Here is an 18,033-nt window from a genome sequence, read left to right as displayed (position 1 = left end):
CGCCCATACTGGATATCCCGTGTAAATAAGGACCGGGGTTGTTTCATTGGCGCACTGGCATAAACCCCACACTCCCACCTTCACGCTTGTGGAACAACCGCTCTCCATTATCCGGCTGGGTAACAATCACTTGGTGATCCACCCCCAGATAGGCCAGCGGCGTCGGGTCGTCTTTGGAGAACTGCGCGATGATGATGGTGTGCTGTGGATCAAACCGCTGGCCGCTGGTTTTCTCCAGCCAGGCCATGAGCGTGGCGCTGTCGCCCTGGCGCGGGAAGTTTTGGGTTTCACTGACGTAGTAGAAGGGTTTGCCGCCATTGTTCAGGTACATCGGCAGCTTGTTGTCGACTTCCACCAATACCATCTGCCACTGATCCCACGGCGCTGTTTTCACCGCCTGTGCTTTCACGTCCTCGACAAACTGTGTCACGCCGCCATTGCCGTTGGTCCAGGGATACACCCCGCCGATCACCAGCAGCATCAAGCCCGCAGCGAAGCCAAAGCCCTTTTGCCAGCGCGGCCGACTGGCGGGGTTTTTCGCCAGGCGCTCGCTCAACCACCATGCCGCCAGCAGTTGGGCAAAAGGTACCAGGGGCAGTACGTAGTAGCTGCGTCGGCTGCCGCTGGCGGTGAAGAACACGAACAACAGGCCCAGCCCCCACACCAGCCAGCGCACATTGGGCGGCGTGTCGCGCCAGTGGCGCAGCACCAGCCACAGGCCGAGCATCCAGCAGGGTGCCCATGGCAGGGTGTACGCCGGCAGGTAGATCAGGTAGGTGTAGATCGGCCCCATATGGTCGAAGGGGTCGAAGAAGCGCACCACGTTTTCCTTGAACACCAGTTCCAGGCCGCTTTCGCCATAGGTGGGTGCGCCATAGAGATGGGACAGCACGAAGGGAATCGCATAGAACGCACCGGCGATCAGCACGGCCAGCAGCAGGCGAAGGTTGAAGTGGCGTTTGTAGCGCTGTTCGCTGAGCAGGTGCGGTAACAGCACCAGGCCCGGCAGTACGAAACCGATCAAGCCCTTGAACAATGACGTCGCCGCCAGCAGCAGGAAAAACACCGTATAGCGCCCCAGCCGCGTGTCGTCCGGCCCGCGCCAGTACCACCATACGGCGGCCAGCACGCCGCACACGGTGAGCACATCCGCCGTGGCCACCCGCGCCCAGAATAGAAAATAGAACGTGGTGGCCAGCATCCAGCCGGCAATCAGCCCGGTGCCCTTGCGAAACAGGCGCTCGCCGATCAGGTACACCAGCCAGATGCTCAACCACGCGGCGATCACTGACGACAGGCGCAGCGACCACGGGCCCAGGCCGCCCATCAGGTTGGCAAAGCCAGTGATCAGCCAGTAGGAGGGCAGGGGTTTGTCATAGTAGGGCGCGCCCTTGAGATAAGGGTCGAAGTAGTCGCCGCTTTGCAGCATCTGCAGGGCGATATTCGCCCAGCGTGTTTCCGGTCCCCACAGGTCGCGGCTGCCCAGGCCCAGCAGCAGGAGCAGGGCTGATACGCCCAGCAGCAACAGCAGGGCGCCGCGTTCGGTTTTCCAGAAGCTCATGGGTAGTCCTAAGGGGTTTGCGGGTAGAGGGTAATGACCAGGTCGCCCTTGCGGTAGCGCTTGCCACCGGGTGGCAGTTGCCCCTCTTCACGGTGTTCGCTGGTGCTTCTGACGCGCAGCAGCACGCCGACCGAACCGTGTTTGCGCGCCTCGGCGAGCCAGGCCTGGACGTTCTCCAGGTTGACCTTGCGGTGCGCCGCATCGGCATACTGCAGGCCGTAGCGCAGTTCGCCTTCGGTGTTGTAAAGCGTGACGTCCGCGCGGTTCAGGCGCCAGGCCAGTGCGGACGCCGATTCCAGTTGATTGCTCAACAGCGCCTGGGTCTGCTGCAGTTCGTCCAGGTGTTCGAGCACGAACTGATCGGGCATTTCGTTATTGGCTATCTGCGCCGGCATCCCCACCGGCAGTAACACCACCAGCAGGCCGATGCCCAGCGCTGGTGTCGCCCACAGCGTCAGCGGGCGGAAGGCTTGCAGCAGGTTGGCAAGGATCCAGCCCAGCAGCACGATAAATGCCAGCGACAGGCTGAACATCTCGGCATGGCTGTTGCCGTACAGCGGGCGGTCGATTTGCAGGTAGATCAAGGCCGCCATCGCGAGCAGGCCGACGACCAGGTTTATCACGCCGTTGAGGCGGATCGCGCGTGGTTTGTGCTGGTGGACCAGGTCGATCAGCGCATGCCCCATCAACAGGGCCAGCGGCAGCAGGCACGGCATGATGTAGGTTGGCAGCTTGCCCCGGCTCAGGCTGAAAAACGCCAGCGGCAGCCACAGCCAGAGGGAAAGGAACACGATGGCCGGTTGACGTTTTTCCCGCCAGCTTTTGAGCAGTGTGCTGGGTAGCAGCCCGGCCCAGGGCAGGCACGCCACTACCAGGATCGGCAGGAAGAACCACCACGCCCGTGCATGTTGTGCATCATCGGCGGCAAATCGACGGATGTGTTCGTGCCAGAAAAAGAAGCGCCAGTAGTCCGGTTCCTGCATATGAATCGCCCAGGCCCAGGGCAGGCACAGCAGCAGGGCAATGCCGACAGCCAATGGGCCATGGCGCAGCAGCTCACCCAACCGGCGCTGCCACAGCAGGTAGGGCACGGCGATCAGCACCGGCAGCAGCCAGGCGAGGAACCCCTTGGTCATGAAACCCATGGCGCAGGCCACCCCGAGCAGCGCCCAGGCGCCGAGTCGGGCGCGTGGCGTGCGGCTGTCGAGAGCGAACCACAGCGCGACCAGGCTGAGATTGACCCAGAACGTGAATTGCGGATCGAGGTTGGAATACCCGGCTTGCCCGGCCACCAGGCCGAAGCTCAGGTAGAGCAGGGCGCAGGCGTAGCTTTTGCGTGGGTCGTTCCACAGGCGGCGGGCGATCAGGTAGGCCAGCAGCACGCTCAGGCCCGTGGTGAGTGCCGAGGCAATCCGCACGCCGAACAGGTTCTGGCCGAACACCGCCTGGCCCAGGGCAATCAACCAGTAGCCGCCGGCGGGTTTCTCGAAGTAGCGCAACCCCATGAAATGCGGAGACACCCAGTTGCCACTGGTGAGCATTTCCTGGCTGATCTGGGCGTAGCGGGTTTCGTCGGGCACCCACAGGCCGTGCAGGCCAAGGGGCAGCAGGTAAAACGCGGCGATTGCCAGCAACAGTAGGGGAAAAGGTTTTAATCGGGTCATGAGCGCACGGCTCCTTGACACTTATTGACGGAGTGGGGGGCTATATAAGTAATAAGAGCAGGACTCAAAATGTTCACTAACTGGGTCGAGTTATGGTGGGCTGCGTTAATTAACGCGCGGCTCAACATGCCAGAGCAGGCCTGTCATTTTGCTGAATAGGCAGGGCTGGATATGTAAAAGAGTGTGTTTACAGGTTTTTCAAAACAGCCGGCCATGCCGGACCATTGACCAGGCCCAGGGTGTCGAACCTGCCGTCGGCCCTTGCGCGTATAAACAGCGCACTGCCGTACTGGGGAAACGCCGCGTGGGGATAGCCCAGGGCTTTTTCGAAGTCGGCGATGCAGCCACTGTGAGTGACAAAGATCAGGTTGCGTCCAGGGTGTTTGTGTTGCAGCAACTCTTCGCCGATCGCCTCGCCGCAGATGGCCTGCGGATCGGCCGTCAATTGAACCTTGCCGAACATCGCCTGAGCGGTCTGGACCGTGCGAGTGGCGGGGCTGGCAAGCACATCGGTATGCGTCATGCCCAATACCCTGAAGGCTTTTCCCAGCGCCTCGGCGTGTTGGTTGCCGACGGCGGTGAGGCCGTCAAGTGGACCGAGACAGGGGTTTTTCGAGCGATCACAGCGCTCTTCATGGCGCACCAGCACGATCAGTTCACCTTCCCGCCAGGCAGGCAGCAGGTGCGCAGTCATCAGCCGCTTGCCCACACCCAGGTCGCGGGGTGTTGCAGGCCACAACAGCCAGCCCGCAAGCATCAGGCTTACGACGGCAAGGCTCATCCGCCACGTTTGCCAGCGCTTGATAAAGCGTCGGCGCGTGCGCGGTTTGGTCAGCGTGAGGTCAACCACATCATTCACCATGGCCCGTATTTATTAATATTCAAGTAGGCGCAATGCATTAACGGATACCCGCAGTGGGATAAGGAGGCTGTCACAGGGCGGCTGTCTTTTGGCTGAACATTCGACGGTTAAAAGTTGTCGCATTGGATAACTAACAAGTTGCAGGCGCATCCGTAACAGGCCCGCAATTTAAAGTGGCAGTGGTGGGCGGGCAGTGAAATCCATGTGAAAAATTTGCTTACGTTGCGCCATCAGCCGTTATTCTCGTTTTCGGTTTTTCAAGTGAGCATGTTTATGTTGCAGGTGCACGGTGTGCGCAAAAGCTACACCACCCCTCAGGGGCCGCTGGCGGTGCTGGCTGGCGTCGACCTGCATCTGGGCGAGCGCAGCAGCCTGGCGCTGATGGGGGAGTCGGGCAGCGGCAAGAGCACGTTGCTGCACCTGGTGGCCGGGCTCGACCGTGTGGACGCCGGCAGTATCCAGGTGGGCGAGCAGCGCCTGGACCAATTGGGCGAGGCGCAACTGGCGCAGTGGCGGCGCAGCGAAATCGGCCTGGTGTTCCAGCAGTTCAACCTGATCGGCAGTTTGCGCGTCGACGATAACCTGGCGTTCCAGGCGCGCCTGGCTGGGCGTTTTGATCCGCAGTGGCAGGCGCAACTGGTCGAGCGCCTTGGCCTGGGCGACTTGCTCAAGCGTTATCCCGAGCAACTCTCGGGCGGTCAGCAGCAGCGGGTCGCGGTGGGCCGCGCCCTGGCGTCACGGCCGGGCCTGCTGTTGGCGGATGAACCCACTGGCAATCTCGACGAAGCTACCAGCGACGACGTACTGCAACTGCTGCTGGACCTGCTGCGCGACAGCCCCACCAGTCTGTTGATGGTCACCCATAGCCCGCGCATCGCGGCGCGGCTCGACCGCCAGGTGGTGCTGCATCGCGGGCAGGTCGTGCCTGCTGTTGCGCCTTGAAATGAGGGTATTTTATTGGGCCTTGCGCGCGCTGCTCAGCCACTGGCGGCGTCACCCCGTGCAGTTTTTCAGTGTGCTCACCGGCTTGTGGCTCGCCACGGCGTTGCTCACGGGTGTGCAAGCCCTCAACAGCCAGGCGCGAGACAGTTACGCACGCGCCGGCCAGTTGATTGGCGGTGAGCCGCAAGCCAGCCTGAGTGCGCCGGATAGCGCCGCTTTCCCCCAGGCGTTGTTCGCGCAGTTGCGTCGCGCCGGCTGGCCGGTATCGCCCGTGGTGCAGGGGCGCGTGCTGCTCAAGGGGCATGAAGACCAACGCCTGCAGTTGATGGGCATTGAGCCGCTGTCCCTGCCTGGCAGTGGCGCGGTAGCAGGGCAGCGCTTGAGCCAGGCGCAGATGCTCGCGTTTTTTGCAGCGCCGGGGCGCACCTGGATTTCGCCGCAGACCCTGCACGCGCTCGGCCTGCGCGAGGGCGAGCAACCGCACACCGTCAGCGGGCAAACCCTGCCGCCCTTGCAGGCCCAGCCGGACATGGCTCCCGGCCTGCTGCTGATGGACATCGGCTTTGCCCAACCTTTGCTGGGCATGTCGGGGCAATTGTCGCGCCTGCTGCTGGACAAGACCTTCGCCGCCTCCCATCCAACGCCACCGGCCGGCTTGCAACTCAAGCAGGGCGAAGACAACAACCTCGCGCGCCTCACCGAAAGCTTTCACCTGAACCTGGATGCCCTGGGGTTTCTGTCCTTTGTGGTCGGCTTGTTTATCGTCCACGCAGCCATCGGTCTGGCCCTGGAGCAACGACGCAGCCTGCTGCGCACCTTGCGCGCGTGCGGGGTCAGTGCGCGGCTGCTGATCCTCAGCCTGGGTGTGGAGCTGGGCGTGCTGGCGTTGCTCGGCGGCGTACTGGGCGTGGCCAGCGGTTACCTGCTGGCCAGTCTGTTACTGCCGGATGTCGCTGCCAGCCTGCGCGGCCTGTATGGCGCCGAAGTGCCAGGCCAGCTGAGCCTCAGCCCGGGCTGGTGGTTGGCCGGGCTCGGCTTGAGCCTGCTCGGTGCACTGCTGGCCGGCGCCGGCAGCCTGTGGCGCGCGGCGCGCTTGCCGCTGCTGGCGCTGGCCAACGCCCAGGCCTGGCATGAGGCCCATGGCCGCTGGTTGCGACGTCAGGGTTGGGTGGCGGGGGCGGCGCTGCTGGTTGCGCTGCTGGCGCTGTGGCTGGGCAACAGCCTGGCCGCCGGGTTCGTGCTGATGGCCGCTCTGTTGCTGGGCGCGGCGCTTGGCTTGCCGGTGTTGCTCAATGCGCTGCTCAAGGGCGTGCTGGGGCGCAGCCGTTCGGTGTTGGGGCAGTGGTTCCTCGCCGACTGTCGCCAGCAACTGCCGGCACTGAGCCTGGCGCTGATGGCTCTGCTGTTGGCGCTGGCGGCCAATATCGGTGCGGGCTCCATGACCTCGGGCTTTCGCCACACTTTCGATAACTGGCTGGAACAGCGCCTCACCGCCGAGCTTTACCTCAACCCGCAAAACCCGGCGCAGGCCGAGCAGATGCACACCTGGCTGGCGCGCCAACCGCAGGTGCAGGCGGTGCTGCCCGCCTGGCAGGTCAGCGTGCAGTTGCAGGGCTTGCCCGCGGACGTGTTCGGTGTGGTCGACGACCCGACTTACCGTCAGCACTGGCCTTTGCTGGAAGCCGTCGGCCAACCCTGGGACCGCCTGCATCAAGGCGATACGGTGATGCTCAGCGAACAATTGGCGCGGCGCTTGAAGGTGGGACTGGGCGATACGTTCAACTTGCCCACCCCGCAGGGCAACTGGTCGCCCTCGGTGGTCGGGATCTACGCCGACTACGGCAACCCCAAGGGCCATCTGCTGGTCGATTCACAGCACCTGTTGTCGCACTGGCCGGGGCTGTCGCCGGTGCGCTTCAACCTGCGCGTACTGCCGCAAAATGTACCGTCGTTGATCCAGGCCGTGCAGCGCACGTTTGCCCTGGAAGACAGCCGTATCATCGATCAACAGCAGCTCAAAGGTTGGTCGAGCCAGGTGTTCGAACGCACGTTTGCCGCCACGGCCGCGCTCAACAGCCTCACCCTCGGCGTCGCCGGCGTGGCGCTGTTCATCAGCCTGTTGACCCAGAGCCAAAGCCGCCTCGGTCAACTCGCGCCGTTGTGGGCGCTGGGGGTGACGCGCCGCCAACTGATGCTGCTCAACCTGGGCCAGACCTGGCTGCTGGCGGTGTTGACCCTGGTGCTGGCCTTGCCCCTGGGCCTGCTGCTGGCCTGGTGCCTGGATGCGGTGATCAACGTGCAGGCCTTTGGCTGGCGCCTGCCGTTGCAGGTGTTCCCGTGGCAGTTGGCGCAGTTGCTGGGCCTGGCAATGCTCGCCACGCTGCTGGCCTCGGCCTGGCCGCTGTGGCAGCTGTACCGTAGCCGCCCGGCGGATCTGCTGAGGACCTTCGCCCATGAAAATTAAAGCCTGGCTGTGGTGCGCGTTGCTGCTGTTGAGCGCGTGCGACAAAGCCCCCGCCCCCGAAGAAAGCTTCGCCGGCCTTGGCAGCGATGCGGCGGACTTTGCGCAAGTGGTGCCGGGCAAGGTGTTCACGTTTCCCGAAGACCACGGCGCTCATCCAGGGTTTCGGATCGAATGGTGGTACGTGACCGCCAACGTGAAGGACGCCCAGGGCAATGTGTTTGGCGTGCAGTGGACGCTGTTTCGCAATGCCTTGCAGGCCGGTCCCGTGCAGGCTGGTTGGCGCGATTCCAGCGTCTGGCTGGGCCATGCCGCCGTTACTTCCGCCACCCGGCACTATGCTGCCGAGCGTTATGCCCGTGGCGGCGTCGGCCAGGCCGGTGCTCAGGCGGCGCCGTTTGCTGCCTGGATCGACGATTGGAATTTTGCCAGCCGTGCCGACGCGACAAGCCCCTTGGCGGATATGCAACTCAAGGCCGGCGGCGCGCAGTTTGCCTACGATTTGCGCCTGACCTCCAGCCGCCCGCTGGTGCTGCAAGGTGACCGTGGCTACAGCCGTAAATCGGATCAGGGCCAGGCGTCGTACTACTACAGTCAGCCGTTTTTCACGGCCAGCGGCAGTGTCAGCATCGATGGCAAGGTGTATCAAGTGACCGGGCCGGCCTGGCTGGATCGGGAGTGGAGCAGCCAACCATTGGCCGCCAGCCAGACGGGCTGGGACTGGTTTTCGCTGCACCTGGACGGGGGCGAGCAGTTGATGCTGTTTCGTGTGCGGCAAAAGGACGGTTCGGGTTACCTGACGGGTACCTGGATTGATCCGCAAGGGGTGACGCAGACCTTGCATAACGCCGATATCCAGCTCACGCCATTGGCCACCACCGAGATTGACGAGCGCCGTATTCCCACGCGATGGTCGCTGAAGATTCCCGGCAAGGGGTTGGATATTACGACGCAGGCCGTCAATCCCAAGGCCTGGATGGATTTGAATATTCCGTACTGGGAAGGTCCGGTGAAGTTTGAGGGCGGGGTGGGGTATCTGGAGATGACCGGGTACTAAGCGTGGTTGTTGATGTACACCTGTTCAAATGTGGGAGGGGGTCTGTTGTGGCGAGCGGGCTTGCCCCGCGTTGGGGTGCGAAGCGCCCCCAATCAAGAAAAACGCGGTTTACCTGACACTACTCAGAGCCTGGTTCAAGGGCTGCTTCGCACCCCAACGCGGGCAAATCCGCTCGCCACGACAGGCCCGCTCGCCAAAGTGGTAAAGGTTTGACGGTAGGTCGGGCCGCTTTCTGTAAGCGCAAATTCTCTGCCGTGTAGGCAGCTTCCCAAATGTGATGGACCCCTCCCGGACTTGTGTCCAGGCCGTGCTCCCCTGCTTATATTTCGACGCCAGTTTCATTGCATCCCGGATGTAAGGCATGGCGCAGAGCTATATCAATGACCGCACAACGGACTACGAGAGTTTGAAATCGCGCTTGATGGGCGGCGGCCTGAATCGACAGCGCTCTGATCATTTCGACGTACTGAACCGACACCTGCGCCCTGGTCTGGTGGCACCGGGGCAATTGGTGATTATTTCCCGATGTCGGCAGCGTGAGCTGTTCCGGCGAGGAGGCCTGGTTGATGCGGCATGCTGAACAGGTTCGTCGCAGCCTGGAGTTGAATACGTCGGCCGGCGCGGTGGTGATCGGCAATTATGATTTGCTGCAGAGTTTTCTTGCGTATGGCTCGATTGGTGTGGGAAGTGCAGCGTCTGGCTGGGGGAGACATCTGGATGAAGTGGGGCGAACACTGGGAGAAATCGAACGTTTGCACCAACGGTTGAAGAGTGGCGGGTTGGACAGGGATGGATTTGTTCGGCAGCGGCAGATGCTGTTTGGTCGACTGGATGCGCAGCTGCAAGGAGCAGCGCGTTTCGGGACGGGATTGCAAGGCAATCAATCGTTGAAGAAGGTACTCGGATTGTCGACGAAAAGTTATCTGCACAAGAATGAAATTGCAGGGTATGCGCAAAGAATCAAGGCGATAACGCAGACGTCGAAGTGGTTGGGCAAAGGGACATATGCAGGATTGCTGTTGGATGTTGGCGTCACAGGTTTGGAGATCAAGGAAGCCTGTGTGACGGGTAAGGAAGCGCAGTGCAGACGAGCGAAATATGTGGAAATGGGCAGGTTTGTGGGCGGAGTGACGGGAGCTGCCATTGGGGCAAAATTAGCTGCTGATGTAGCTCGTAGTGCTTGTCGCTTGTATCTGGGCGTTTATTTGAAAGGAAATGGATTACTTGCGTGTGGAGTCATTGGAGGTGCAGCGGGAGGCAGCGCAGGCGGAAATGCAGGTGGTGCTGGAGGTGCTTTTTTGGGCGGGGAGATCATTGAAGTTAATGGAGACTTGATATTCGAACCTGAAGGGGCCTGATAAGTGTCATTCTTTCTCGTCTACACCGTCGTCTGGTTTGTTGGAGGCCTTGTTACCCTGGGGCTGCGACTATTTGCCGAATACGTAAAACTCGACAGTCTGGAAAGCTGCTTCAGCCAAAATGAAAAGGTTCGCGACACTAAACGCTTTTGGGGAAGAAACCAGCCAATCGACAGGTTTTATCGCATGTTGCAGATTTATGAGTTTTTGTCCGATTCAAAACGCCACGTGGAAGCAGGAATCGTGACGGAGGCCGAACTGCAATCCATTTCCTTGTTACTCAGGCGTTGGGTGCTGTGGCCCTTTTACCTTACTTATATTTGGGGAGGCGCAACCATCGTTTGGTGCCTCTGGTTTTGGTGGTTCGACATTCAAATCTGATGTGATCCAACGGACGCCGTGAAAAAAAGGTTTATGACTGAGGCAGAGTTATCCGCCGTTCCGCTATCACTCAAACGCTGGACCGGATGGCCCTATCGACTTGCGATGATTTGGGCTGTCAGTTGGGACTATTGGTGCGCCTGGCTTCAGTGAGCGCTCCCGACTACCGGCTATTGCCGAAGGTTTGACGGTAGGTCGGGCCGCTTTCTGTAAGCGCAAAGTCTCTGCCGTGTAGGCAGCTTCCCAAATGTGATGGACCCCTCCCGGACTTGTGTCCAGGCCGTGCTCCCCTGCTTATATTTCGACGCCAGTTTCATTGCATCCCGGATGTAAGGCATGGCGCAGAGCTATATCAATGACCGCACAATGGACTACGAGAGTTTGAAATCGCGCTTGATGGGCGGCGGCCTGAATCGACAGCGCTCTGATCATTTCGACGTACTGAACCGACACCTGCGCCCTGGTCTGGTGGCACCGGGGCAATTGGTGATTATTCCCGATGTCGGCAGCGTGAGCTGTTCCGGCGAGGAGGCCTGGTTGATGCGGCATGCTGAACAGGTTCGTCGCAGCCTGGAATTGAATACGTCGGTCGGCGCGGTGGTGATCGGCAATTATGATTTGCTGCAGAGTTTTCTTGCGTATGGCTCGATTGGTATTGGCAGTGCTACATCCGCCTGGGCGCGGCATCTGGATGAAGTGGCGCAAATTTTGGAGGAAATCGAACAAGTGCATCAGCGGTTGAGAAGTGGGGATCTGAGCAGGGAGAACTTTATCCGCCAGCGCCAAACGTTGTTCAGCCGGTTGGAATTGCAACTGCAAGGTGCTGCGAGGTTCGGTACAGGTTTACGCGGCAATGAGTCGTTGAGGAAAGTGCTGGGAATTTCGACCAGAAGCTATCTGCATAAAGGTGAGATAGCGGGATATGCGAAGCGGATTCGGGAGATTGCGCAGATGTCGAAATGGCTGGGCAAAGGGACTTACATTGGGTTGGCGCTGGATGTAGGCGTTACTGGGTTGGAGGTCAGGGAGGCGTGTGTGACGGGGAGAGAGGCGCAATGTCGAAGGGCGAAGTATGTGGAGACAGGCAGATTTGTGGGTGGGGTAATGGGATCGGTTTTTGGTGGACATGTAGGTGCGAAGTTATCTCGTAGTGTTTGCCATATGGTGTTGGGTATTTCTATGAAAGGGCAGGGTGCGCTTGCTTGCGCAGTTATTGGCGGCGCTGCAGGTGGCTATGAGGCAGGTTCGGTTCTTGGTGATGAAAGTGCATTTCTGGGTGGAAAGATACTTGAGCTCAACGGTGACTTGATCTTCGAGCCAGAGGGTGCCTGACCGTGTCGTTTTTTCTTGCCTTAATCATCGTGCACCTCGCGGGTATTTTTGTACTCCTGAGCCTGATGCTTTTTGCCGAGTATGCAAAACTCGACGAGCTGGAAAGTTACTTTGACAATAACGAAAAAGTTCGTAGACATAAGCGCTTTTGGAAGAGAAACAGTCGAATCGACCGGTTTCATCGTATGGGGTTGATGATTGACATCCTCTCGATGCCCAAGCGCTTTCTGAAAGCAGGCCTTGTCACTGAAGAGGAATTGGCATCTGTTCCTCCGGTGCTCAAGCGTTGGGCATTGTGGCCATATCGTGTTTCTTATATTTGGATTATCGCAACAGGCGCTTGGTACGCGTGGTTCAAATGGTGGCCAGAGGGGACTTAACGATGTCCTGGTTTGTCGCCTACACCCTCGTGATGTTCATCGACACATTCGTCGTTTTTGGCCTTCTGTAGGGCTCAGTGAAAAAAAGTTTTATGACTGAGGCAGAGTTATCCGCCGTTCCGCTATCACTCAAACGCTGGACCGGATGGCCCTATCGACTTGCGATGATTTGGGCTGTCAGTTGGGGCTATTGGTGCGCCTGGCTTCAGTGAGCGCTCCCGACTACCGGCTATTGTCAGAAATTTCCCGAAGGAGTACAAATGTACTCCATGAAAACTCTAACCCCCCGCCGTACTGCCATCCTGACCTTTATCCGCGATCGCATCGCGCAGCAAGGGCAGTCTCCCAGCCTCGCCGAGATCGCCGAGGCGTTCGGTTTTGCCTCGCGCAGCGTGGCACGCAAGCATGTGCTGGCCCTGACCGAGGCCGGTTTTATCGAGGTCAACCCCAACCAGGCTCGCGGTATTCGGCTGCTCAACCAGCCGTCGCGGCCCGACTGGCTGGATGTGCCGGTGCTCGGTCGCGTTGCCGCCGGGCTGCCCATTGGTGCCGATGCCGAGGTGCACAGCCGCCTGCAACTGGACCCGGCCACGTTCGCCAAAACTCCGGATTACCTGCTGCGGGTGCAGGGCGATTCGATGATCGAAGACGGCATTCTCGACGGTGACCTCGTGGGTGTGCGCCGCAGTGCCGAGGCCGTAAACGGGCAGATCGTGGTGGCGCGCCTGGATGGCGAAGTCACCATCAAGCGGTTCGAGCGCCATGGCGACAGCGTGCGTCTGCTGCCGCGCAACCCGGCGTATCAGCCCATCGTGGTGGGGCCCGACCAGGACCTGGCCATCGAAGGTGTATTCTGCGGCCTGGTGAGGCAGGGTTGATGGGCGCCGTCATTGCGCTGGACACGCTGTTCAATGGCGGCCGCGTGTGGAAAGGCCGGCCCGCCGCGCCACCGGCCAGCGTGCATCCCACGGGGCTGGCGGCGCTGGATGCGGTGTTGCCCAGCGGTGGCTGGCCGGAGTCAGCCCTCAGCGAAATCCTGATGGCCAAGGAGGGCGTGGGCGAATTGCAACTGGTGCTGCCGACCCTGGCGCGTCTGTCGGCGGCGGGGGAGCGCATCGTGCTGGTGGCGCCGCCCTACACGCCGTATGCCCATGCCTGGCACAACGCCGGGGTGGACCTGCGCCAGCTCGCCGTCATCCAGGCCGAGGAGCGCGACGCGCTGTGGGCGGCGGAACAGTGCCTGCGTTCCGGCAGTTGCGGTGCTGTGCTGTGCTGGCCGCGCAAGGCCGATGACCGCGCCTTGCGTCGCCTGCAGGTGGCGGCGGAAACCGGGCAGACCCTGGCATTCGCCTGGCGCGCCTTGGGCGAGGCGGTCAATGCGTCGCCGGCGGCCCTGCGCCTGGCGGTCGAGGCGCGGCCTGCGCAGGTGAGTGTGCTCAAGTGTCGGGGCGGGCTGGCCCACCCGGCGCCGATCGCGCTGGCCGGGCACTGAGGTTGCCATGCGCTGGGTGTGTATTGTCTTCCCGCAATTGGCGCTGGACGGGGTGCAGCGTCTGCATCCCGAGCCGGACCAACCACTGGTGCTGCTGGCGGGCACGCCGCAGCGACGCGTCGTGCAAACGGCCAATGCCGCCGCGCGCGCCTTGGGCTTGCGCCCCGGCCAGTCGCTGACGGCCGCCCATGCGCTCAGCAAAACCTTTGCCAGCGCCGAGTATGACCCAGCCCAAATTGAACACTGGCAACAGTTTCTCGCGGCCTGGGCCTACCGCTTCAGCTCCCAGGTCAGTGTGTTTTACCCGCGCGCGCTGTTGTTCGAGATCGAGTCGAGCCTGGGGCTGTTTGGGCCCTGGCCGCAGTTCGAGGCGCGCCTGCGCAAAGAGCTCACCGAACTGGGGTTTCGCCACCGCATCGTCGCCGCCCCCAACCCGGCGGCGGCGCGGGTGCTGGCGAACCTCTACGATGGCCTGGCCGTGGCCGACGACAGCGCCTTGCTGCACGCCCTGGCGCCGCTGCCCGTCGACCGCGCAGGCCTCAACCCGCAGGTCGCCACCGCCTTGGCGCGCATGGGCTTGCGCACGCTGGCCCAGGTGCAGGCGCTGCCCCGGCATACCCTGGCGCGGCGGTTTGAAGCCGAGCTGCTGCAGCACCTGGATACCTTGAGCGGGCAGCGGCCCCTGGCCCTGGCTTTCTATCAGCCGCCGGACCAGTTCGATGCGCGCATCGAGTTGAATTTTGACGTGCACTCCCACCAGGCGCTGCTGTTTCCCTTGCGTCGTTTAACCGGCGATCTATCGGCCTTCCTCTGCGGCCGCGACAGCGGTGTGCAACGGTTCGACCTGCACCTGGAACACGCCCAGGCGCCGGACAGCGTAATCAAGGTCGGCCTGCTCAGCGCCGAGCGTGAACCGGCGATGCTGTTCGAACTGGCCCGCGGGCGGCTTGAGCAGGTGCAGGTCACCGCGCCGGTACGCGGCTTTCGCCTGGTGGCCGAGGACCTGCCGTTGTTCGTACCGCAACGCCAGGACCTGTTTGACGACCGCCCGCAACAGACCCTGCCGTGGGAGCAACTGCGCGAACGCCTGCGCGCGCGCCTGGGGGATGAGGCGGTGCAGGGCCTGCGTTTTCATGCCGATCACCGCCCCGAATGTGCCTGGCAGGCGGCGGTCGACAAACACCCTTGCCCAACCCTGAACAAGGTGCAACGCCCTGGCTGGCTGCTGCGCGAGCCGACCCTGCTGGCCGAGCAGGGGGTGCAGATCCTGATGGGCCCGGAACGCATCGAATCCGGCTGGTGGGACGGCGCCGATATTCGCCGCGACTACTACCTGATCCAGACCCGTGCCGGTCAGCAAGGTTGGGCCTATCGCAGCGTGGGGCAAAGCGACGGACTATGGCTGCAAGGCTGGTTTGCATGAACTACGCCGAACTGCACTGCCTGTCCAACTTCAGCTTCCAGCGCGGCGCCTCCAGTGCGCTGGAGTTGTTCGAGCGCGCCAAACAGCAGGGCTACCGCGCGCTGGCGATCACCGATGAATGCACCTTATCGGGCATCGTGCGGGCGTGGCAGGCGGCGAAGGCGGTGGAAGTGCCGCTGATCATCGGCAGCGAGATGCGCATCGAAAACGGCCCGAAACTGGTGTTGCTGGTGCAGGACCTCAACGGTTACCAGCACCTGTGCCGCTTGATCACCCTGGCCCGGCGACGCGCCGAAAAGGGCCGCTATCGGCTGCTGCGGGAGGACTTCGACACACCGTTTTCCGGCCTGCTGGCGCTGTGGGTGGCCGAAGATGGCAATACCCAAACCGATATCCAATGGCTGCGCCGTACCTTCGCCGACTGTCTGTGGCTGGCGGTGCACCTGCACTGTGGCCAGGACGATGCGCGCCATCTGGAGCAGCGCCTGCAGCTGGCCGCCCGCCTGCACCTCCCGGCGGTGGCCTGCGGCGATGTGCACATGCATGCACGCGGTCGCCGCGCCCTGCAAGACACCATGACCGCCATCCGCCATCACGTGCCGGTGGCCGAAGCCGGCACGCGCCTGCACCCCAATGGCGAACGCCACCTGCGCAGCCTCGACGCACTCGCCGCGCTGTATCCCCAGGCCTTGCTCGATGAAACCCTGGCCATCGCCCGACGCTGCACCTTCGACCTCGAGCAGTTGCGCTACCACTACCCGCGCGAGCTGGTGCCCGACGGCCACAGCGCCAAAAGCTGGCTGCGTACCCTCACCGAAGAAGGCATCGCCCGGCGCTGGCCCCTGGGTGTCGCCCCCAACACCTTGCAGCAGATCCACACGGAGCTGGAGCTGATCAGCGAGTTGGGCTACGAAAGTTACTTCCTCACGGTGCACGACATCGTGCGGTTCGCTCGCAGCCGTTCGATCCTGTGCCAGGGGCGCGGTTCGGCGGCCAATTCGGCGGTGTGTTTTGCCCTGGGCATCACCGAGATCGACCCGAGCCTGACCCGCCTGCTGTTCGAGCGCTTCCTCTCCAGGGAGCGCAACGAACCGCCGGACATTGACGTCGACTTCGAACACGAACGCCGCGAAGAGGTATTGCAGTATGTGTTCCAGCGCTATGGGCGTACCCGCGCGGCGTTGACGGCGGTGGTCAGCAGTTACCACGCGGCCGGCGCGGTGCGCGACGTGGCCAAGGCCCTGGGCTTGCCAGCCGATCAGATCAACGCGCTGGCCGAATGCTGCGGGCGCTGGAGTGATGATGCGCCACCGCTGGCGCGCCTGCGTGAAAGCGGCTTCGACCCGGACAGTCCAATCCTGCGCCGGGTGCTCACGCTGACCCAACAGTTGATCGGCTTCCCCCGGCACCTGTCCCAGCACCCCGGCGGCTTCGTGATTTCCGAACACCCGCTGGACACCCTGGTGCCGGTGGAAAACGCGGCGATGGCCGAGCGCACCATCATCCAGTGGGACAAGGACGACCTCGACGCCGTGGGCCTGCTCAAGGTGGATATCCTCGCCCTGGGCATGCTCAGCGCGATCCGCCGCTGCTTCGACCTGCTGCGCCGCCACCGCAACCTGGACCTGACGCTGGCGTCGATCCCCAAGGAAGACCCGGCCACCTACGCGATGATCAGCAAGGCCGACACCATTGGCGTGTTCCAAATCGAGTCGCGGGCGCAGATGTCGATGTTGCCCAGGCTCAAGCCGCAAGCGTTTTACGACCTGGTGATCGAAGTCGCCATTGTGCGGCCCGGGCCGATTCAGGGCGGCATGGTGCATCCGTATCTGCGTCGGCGTAATAAAGAAGAGCCCACCACCTATCCATCGCCTGCATTAAAAGAGGTACTGGAGCGCACCCTGGGCATCCCGCTGTTTCAGGAACAGGTGATGCAGATCGCCATGGTCGCCGCCGACTACAGCCCCGGCGAGGCCGACCAGTTGCGCCGATCCATGGCCGCCTGGAAACGCCATGGCGGGCTGGAGCCCCATCAGGCGCGCCTGCGCACCGGCATGATGAAGAACGGCTACACCGAAGCCTTTGCCGCGCAGATCTTCGAGCAGATCAAGGGTTTTGGCAGCTATGGTTTTCCCGAGTCTCACGCCGCCAGCTTTGCCTTGCTGACCTACGCCAGTTGCTGGCTCAAGTGCCATGAACCGGCGGCGTTCGCCTGTGCGCTGATCAACAGCTGGCCCATGGGTTTCTACAGCCCGGACCAGATCCTGCAGGACGCACGCCGCCATCGCCTGCAGATCCGGCCGGTGGACGTGCTGGCCAGTGACTGGGATTGCAGCCTGGAGCCCATCGACGGCCAGCAACCGGCGATTCGCCTGGGGCTGCGCATGATCGCAGGGTTTCGCGAAGACGACGCGCGGCGCATCGAGGCCGCGCGTGGGCGCCGGGTGTTCGGCGACATTGCCGATCTCGATGAGCGGGCCGGGCTGGATACGCGCGCTCAGGCCCTGCTGGCCGATGCCGGTGCCTTGCGCGCGCTGGCCGGCAACCGGCACCAGGCACGCTGGGACGTGGCCGGGGTGCATAAACAGCTGGGGCTGTTTGCCGGCCTGCCCAGCGCCGACGAAACCCCGGTGGCGTTGCCCGCGCCCACGTTGGGCGAAGACCTGCACGCCGACTACGCCACCCTCGGCACCACGCTCGGCCCGCACCCGCTGGCCTTGTTGCGCGGGGAGCTGCGCAAGCGGCGTTGTCGCAGTTCCCGGGAGCTGGCGACGGTGGAGCATGGGCGCAATGTCAGCGTGGCGGGGCTGGTCACGGGTCGGCAACGGCCCGGTACTGCCAGCGGCGTGACCTTCGTCACCCTGGAAGATGAATTCGGCAACCTCAACGTGGTGGTCTGGCGCGACCTGGCCGAACGCCAACGCCAGGCCCTGGTGGGTTCGCGACTGCTCAAAGTGGACGGGCGCTGGGAGGCGGTGGGCGAGGTGCGCCACCTTATCGCCGGCCGTCTTACCGACCTGACGCCATTGCTGGACGGCATCCATGTGCGCAGCCGGGATTTCCATTAAAGCCGTTGATTGCACGGTGTTTGCGCCCTAAATAAGTCCGGATGAAACCATC

The 18,033-nt window shown here is 62.5% G+C and carries 13 protein-coding genes and 1 pseudogene; 11 read left to right on the top strand and 3 right to left on the bottom strand.

Annotated features, from left to right (window positions below):
• Nucleotides 1–43 precede the first annotated feature (43 nt).
• The 3 genes from H045_RS10835 to pmrG form a co-directional block, all read right to left on the bottom strand.
• Nucleotides 44–1,561: an ArnT family glycosyltransferase gene (locus H045_RS10835; protein ID WP_015372376.1), complete on the bottom strand. Its 1,518-nt coding sequence runs from the start codon at nucleotides 1,559–1,561 to the stop codon at nucleotides 44–46.
• A gap of 8 nt (nucleotides 1,562–1,569) precedes the next feature.
• Nucleotides 1,570–3,225 carry a lipid IV(A) 4-amino-4-deoxy-L-arabinosyltransferase gene (gene arnT / locus H045_RS10830; protein WP_015372375.1) on the bottom strand — a complete coding sequence of 552 codons (1,656 nt, stop codon included), beginning with the start codon at nucleotides 3,223–3,225 and terminating at the stop codon, nucleotides 1,570–1,572.
• Between the two features lie 187 nt (nucleotides 3,226–3,412).
• A complete protein-coding gene (gene pmrG, locus H045_RS10825) occupies nucleotides 3,413–4,087 on the bottom strand; it encodes a lipopolysaccharide core heptose(II)-phosphate phosphatase PmrG (protein WP_003232207.1) in 675 nt (224 codons plus the stop codon).
• Between the two features lie 273 nt (nucleotides 4,088–4,360).
• Between pmrG and H045_RS10820 the strand changes: the two genes are divergently transcribed.
• From H045_RS10820 to H045_RS10770, 11 genes and pseudogenes are all read left to right on the top strand, one after another.
• Complete coding sequence (locus H045_RS10820) at nucleotides 4,361–5,029, top strand: ABC transporter ATP-binding protein (protein WP_015372374.1); 669 nt, start codon at nucleotides 4,361–4,363, stop codon at nucleotides 5,027–5,029.
• Nucleotide 5,030: 1 nt separating this feature from the next.
• On the top strand, nucleotides 5,031–7,493 hold the full coding sequence (locus H045_RS10815) for an ABC transporter permease (RefSeq protein WP_015372373.1): 2,463 nt from the start codon (nucleotides 5,031–5,033) through the stop codon (nucleotides 7,491–7,493).
• Nucleotides 7,483–8,547, top strand: a complete 1,065-nt coding sequence (locus tag H045_RS10810) for a lipocalin-like domain-containing protein (RefSeq protein ID WP_015372372.1) — start codon at nucleotides 7,483–7,485, stop codon at nucleotides 8,545–8,547. Before H045_RS10815 ends, H045_RS10810 begins: the two co-directional genes overlap by 11 nt.
• A 361-nt stretch (nucleotides 8,548–8,908) precedes the next feature.
• Nucleotides 8,909–9,905: pseudogene (locus H045_RS10805) on the top strand (hypothetical protein).
• Nucleotides 9,906–9,908: 3 nt separating this feature from the next.
• A complete protein-coding gene (locus H045_RS10800) occupies nucleotides 9,909–10,286 on the top strand; it encodes a hypothetical protein (protein ID WP_015372370.1) in 378 nt (125 codons plus the stop codon).
• Nucleotides 10,287–10,622: 336 nt separating this feature from the next.
• Nucleotides 10,623–11,618: a hypothetical protein gene (locus H045_RS10795; RefSeq protein ID WP_015372369.1), complete on the top strand. Its 996-nt coding sequence runs from the start codon at nucleotides 10,623–10,625 to the stop codon at nucleotides 11,616–11,618.
• Between the two features lie 2 nt (nucleotides 11,619–11,620).
• Entirely contained in the window at nucleotides 11,621–11,998 is a 378-nt protein-coding gene (locus H045_RS10790) for a hypothetical protein (protein WP_015372368.1), read from the top strand.
• 260 nt (nucleotides 11,999–12,258) lie between these two features.
• Nucleotides 12,259–12,876: a transcriptional repressor LexA gene (lexA, locus tag H045_RS10785; RefSeq protein WP_041931495.1), complete on the top strand. Its 618-nt coding sequence runs from the start codon at nucleotides 12,259–12,261 to the stop codon at nucleotides 12,874–12,876.
• Nucleotides 12,876–13,490: a translesion DNA synthesis-associated protein ImuA gene (gene imuA, locus H045_RS10780; RefSeq protein ID WP_003232226.1), complete on the top strand. Its 615-nt coding sequence runs from the start codon at nucleotides 12,876–12,878 to the stop codon at nucleotides 13,488–13,490. The genes lexA and imuA overlap by 1 nt, the downstream gene beginning before the upstream one ends.
• A gap of 7 nt (nucleotides 13,491–13,497) precedes the next feature.
• Entirely contained in the window at nucleotides 13,498–14,913 is a 1,416-nt protein-coding gene (locus tag H045_RS10775; RefSeq protein ID WP_015372366.1) for a Y-family DNA polymerase, read from the top strand.
• Nucleotides 14,889–17,981 (top strand): error-prone DNA polymerase, encoded by a 3,093-nt coding sequence (locus H045_RS10770; RefSeq protein WP_208597735.1) that lies wholly within the window; start codon nucleotides 14,889–14,891, stop codon nucleotides 17,979–17,981. Before H045_RS10775 ends, H045_RS10770 begins: the two co-directional genes overlap by 25 nt.
• Nucleotides 17,982–18,033: the final 52 nt, after the last annotated feature.

Source organism: Pseudomonas poae RE*1-1-14 (assembly GCF_000336465.1).
GTDB lineage: Bacteria > Pseudomonadota > Gammaproteobacteria > Pseudomonadales > Pseudomonadaceae > Aquipseudomonas > Aquipseudomonas poae.
The sequence above is the reverse complement of the archived record's forward strand: the minus strand, read 5'-3'. Positions and strand labels throughout refer to the sequence as shown.

What these genes read in the sequence shown, in the direction of transcription:
- imuA (WP_003232226.1), top strand. Translation starts at nt 12,876, where the DNA reads ATGGGCGCCGTCATTGCGCTGGACACGCTGTTCAATGGCGGCCGCGTG.
- H045_RS10815 (WP_015372373.1), top strand. Translation starts at nt 5,031, where the DNA reads ATGAGGGTATTTTATTGGGCCTTGCGCGCGCTGCTCAGCCACTGGCGG.
- H045_RS10835 (WP_015372376.1), bottom strand. Translation starts at nt 1,561, where the DNA reads ATGAGCTTCTGGAAAACCGAACGCGGCGCCCTGCTGTTGCTGCTGGGC.
- H045_RS10795 (WP_015372369.1), top strand. Translation starts at nt 10,623, where the DNA reads ATGGCGCAGAGCTATATCAATGACCGCACAATGGACTACGAGAGTTTG.
- pmrG (WP_003232207.1), bottom strand. Translation starts at nt 4,087, where the DNA reads ATGGTGAATGATGTGGTTGACCTCACGCTGACCAAACCGCGCACGCGC.
- H045_RS10810 (WP_015372372.1), top strand. Translation starts at nt 7,483, where the DNA reads ATGAAAATTAAAGCCTGGCTGTGGTGCGCGTTGCTGCTGTTGAGCGCG.
- H045_RS10775 (WP_015372366.1), top strand. Translation starts at nt 13,498, where the DNA reads ATGCGCTGGGTGTGTATTGTCTTCCCGCAATTGGCGCTGGACGGGGTG.
- H045_RS10770 (WP_208597735.1), top strand. Translation starts at nt 14,889, where the DNA reads ATGGCTGCAAGGCTGGTTTGCATGAACTACGCCGAACTGCACTGCCTG.
- arnT (WP_015372375.1), bottom strand. Translation starts at nt 3,225, where the DNA reads ATGACCCGATTAAAACCTTTTCCCCTACTGTTGCTGGCAATCGCCGCG.
- H045_RS10820 (WP_015372374.1), top strand. Translation starts at nt 4,361, where the DNA reads ATGTTGCAGGTGCACGGTGTGCGCAAAAGCTACACCACCCCTCAGGGG.
- lexA (WP_041931495.1), top strand. Translation starts at nt 12,259, where the DNA reads ATGTACTCCATGAAAACTCTAACCCCCCGCCGTACTGCCATCCTGACC.